1 protein-coding gene is annotated in these 3,940 nt (G+C 29.7%); it reads left to right on the forward strand.

Going from position 1 to position 3,940, the window contains the following annotated elements:
• Positions 1–318: 318 nt before the first annotated feature.
• Positions 319–3,702, forward strand: a complete 3,384-nt coding sequence (locus tag C4B25_RS04280; RefSeq protein ID WP_131613871.1) for a hypothetical protein — start codon at positions 319–321, stop codon at positions 3,700–3,702.
• The last annotated feature ends 238 nt before the right edge of the window (positions 3,703–3,940 follow it).

Consider the following 3,940-nt stretch of genomic DNA (forward strand, 5'->3'; position numbering starts at 1 on the left):
AACGGTACGTCACAGACAAACCAATGAAGAATCTGCTATTCAGTTTTGAAAGAACTAGAAACAAATGACCTATAAAGGTCCTTTTTTTTCGCCTTTTTTATTTTTTACCCCTGTAAAAAGGAGATGTTTTTACAAAAAAACCTATATTTGTACTCTTAAAATGTATGTTTTTTGATTAAAAAACGATGGAGTAGCTTATTTTTTACTTGTTAAAAACAACCAAAAGGTATATAATTTATTGTATGTTTCAAAAAGAAACCTTTTTATGGCGAAAAAGGTTTCACCTTGAAATAAATAATAATTTAATGGGAGAAAAATATGACAAAAGGTATAAAAATTGGGATTGGTGCAATTTCGGTATTAGCTGTAGCAGGAACTGGTACAGGAGTAGCTCTTGCACTTAAAAATAAAAAAGGTGATGCACCTAAAAGTGATTCATCTTTTGATAACAAAATATTAGAAAATTTCTGAGATAGTATTGATGTTCCAGAACATGATGCATTCTCATGAAAGGCTATTGAAAATATTCAAACAAGAATCAATAAAATGCTTGAGGGATATGTTGAAGAAAAAGCTGGGAAATACACAGCTGTTCAAATCGATATTATTAACGAATTAGAATCTTCAAAGGATGTTAATGGTAATGTTAAATCTGAAAAAGTTATGAATGCCATCAAAGGTAAGTTTTCTGAATCAAAAACAAAAGGTTGAAAAACTCAAAAAGGTATTGATAAAGAAAAAGAGTTAAAAGAGTTAAAACAAAAATTTGAAAACTTAGAAAAAGCGAAAATAGCAAAAGATCTAGCGAAGAAAGAGTTGGATGCAGAAAAAGCAAAAACAGCATCGCTAACAAACAAAAAGAAAACAGCAACACAAAATGTTGATGAAGCTAAAACAAAACAAAAAGAAGCTCAAAAACAACTTGATGAAGCTAACGCTAAGAAGACTGCTAAAGAAGCAGAAAAGAAAACTAGTGAAACAAAACTCGAAACAGCAACCAATGCACAAGCCGATGCACAAAGAGAATTGGATAGCGCAAAACAAAAAGAGAATCAACTTAAAACAGAATTAACAAAAGCACAAGAAGCACTTGCACAAGCAAGCAACAAAAAAACTGAAGCAACAAAAAAACTTAATAACACTATCTCTGAAATATCTAATCTAACAAAAACTCTTGGTGAAGATAAACAAAAACTTGCAAATTCTCAAACTGCTAAAGATGCAGCTCAACAAGAATTTGAGAAAGCCGAAGCAAATTTAAATAAAGTTAAACAAGAATTAGAAGACGCTAAAAATATCTCTGCAACAAAACAAGGTGAATTCAATAAAGCTCAACAAGAACTTATTGATGCACAAACAACAACAGAACAATTGACAAAAGAATTAGAAAAAGCAGAAAAAGCATTCCAAGAAGCAGAAGCCAACCGTTTACTTGCGACAAAAGATCTAGAAGCAAATGAAAATGACTTAACAGAATTAACAAAACAACTTGCTGATGCTCAAAAGGAAATTGACAAAGCTCAGACTCCATATGACAATGCATTGAAAGCCTTCCAAAGTGCTGAAACAAAAAAAGCAGACTTCTTAACTCAAATAGCAACTACAGAAGCTAAAATCGAAAAAGAAAAACAAGATATTGAAGCTGCGCAAAAAGCTTGAAAAGATGCTACTGGTAAAATGGAAGAAATATCAAAATCATCAACAACAATCGAAGCTAAATTTAAAGCATCAGAAAAGAAAATAGATGAAATCAATAAAGAAATAAATGATTTATCATTAGCTAACATGGCAAGAGATTCAAAAATAGCTGAACAACAAAAGTTATTAGACGCCAAAACAAGTGAAGTTTCTGATTTAGAAAAACAAAAACAAAAAATGGATGATGACAATAAAAACTTTGATTCTAAAACAAAAGCAAGTCCTTTATGAAGATTGGAAGAAAAGTATAAGGGGATCGAAAGTAGAAAAACTAAGTTAGATACGCAAAATCAACAATATTCATTTGAGTTATATCAGTTAGAAAACTATCAAAACCGTAGACCCAAAGATCAAGCAAGGTTAGAATTCCTGCGTACTGAAGTTGAAAGAATAAGAAAACTTTCAATAGAATTAAATAAACAATTACTTGAACTTGACACACAAAAAGAAAAAATAAAAGAAGATCATAAAAATTATAATAATCTTTCTTTAGCGCTACAACAAAAAATAGATACTGCAAAAACAGAACAACAACAACTACAGACTTCTGTTGATACATTAAACCAAGAGAAGCAAGACGCAGATAATGATTTACAAAAGGTTTACGATAGACAACAAATAGCAAGTGTTGAATTCGATAAAATTAATCGTGAAAAAGATGAATTTATTGAAAAAAACATGAAAGTTACAGATGTTGCCAATAAAACTGGTGAAGCTCTTCGTAAAGAAATTAAAGATAAACAAACATTAGAACAAACATTGCGTAATTTGAAAAAATCTTCTTATGAACATAACTCTGAATTCCTAAAGGCTTCAACAGCTAAGGAAAAAACTTTAAAAACCTTAAATATTGCTAAAAGTGCTTTTGCTGCAATGGAAGATAAGATAAAATCTAAAAATGAAGATATTGCATTAGACACTCTTATAAAAGACTATATAGTTAAACAAAACTTAGGATTAAAGCAAAAAGTTGATAAAGCTCAAAATGATATTAATGATCATAATGCTGTAATTGCTGAAAAAACAAAAAAAGAATCAGATGCAAAAACAGAACTCGATACTGCCACAACAAATTTAGATAAGGCAAACCAAGCGAAGCAAGATGCAGAAAATGAAACTAGTGCCAAAACAACAGCAGTAACAAATGCAAATGATTTAGTGGTTGAAAACCAAGCAAAGGTTGATGCTACAAATCAAAAATTAACAGAAGCACAAACAAGAAAAGCAACTGAAGAAAATAATGAAACAACAGCAGTAGCAGAAGTTGCTGCAAAAACATCGGCAGAAGCACAAGCGAAAAAAGATGTTGAAGATCAAGAAAAAATTGCTCAAACAAAAACAACAACGCTTGACGATGCAAAAGCAACAACAGCAACAGCACAAACAGAAGTTGATAAAGTAAACTCTGAATTTGATGCTATTGTAAAAGAAGTTGAAACAAAAACAATTGCAAAAACAAAAGCTTCAAATGATTTAACAAAAGCAAATGAAGAAGAAACAAATGCAAAAGCTGCATTCGATAAAAATGCAAAAGATATTCAGATAAAACAAGACACTTTAACTGCAACAGAAAAAAACATTTCGGATGAAGTTAAAGTTCTAGAAGAATCTAAAGAAAATCTTGTTAAAACTTTAAATAATCAAGATGTAATGGATAAGAACCAAAAAGTTATTGATTTTTCAAAAATTGAAGAAGCTATTAAAAACACTAATAACATCGAAGAAGCAAAACGTGTTATCGGTGATATTTATGAAATGGTTGGATTCAAAAAAGAGGATGCATTAAAAATAATGAATGGTGCAAAGATAAAATTCGATGCATATTCAATTAAAACAACAGCAGACTTTAAAAAAGAATTAGAAAAAGTTTTATTAGAATCAAAAAATGAAACTAAAAAACTAAAATCTACAACAATCGAAGAATTAATTAAAGAAATGGAAAAACTTTTTGAAGTAAACAAAACACAATACTCATTAGAAACACCAATTTCAAACATATATTAATAAATATAAATAAAAGGGCTAAACGCTCTTTTTTTATTTTTGAGAATATTTAAAAAAACTTTAAAAAAGTAATTCAAAATTCTTGAAACTTTGATATACTTGTAAGGCAACACACATTGAATACCTTGAAAAAGTTAATTTAAATGTTGCTGATAGATCTTTGAAAACTAGATACAAGAAACCATGAACCCGGAATCAATTTATGAGAGTTTGATCCTGGCTCAGGATGAACGCTGGC

The organism is Mycoplasma todarodis, assembly GCF_004335995.1.
Taxonomy (GTDB): domain Bacteria; phylum Bacillota_I; class Bacilli_A; order Mycoplasmatales; family Metamycoplasmataceae; genus Mycoplasma_K; species Mycoplasma_K todarodis.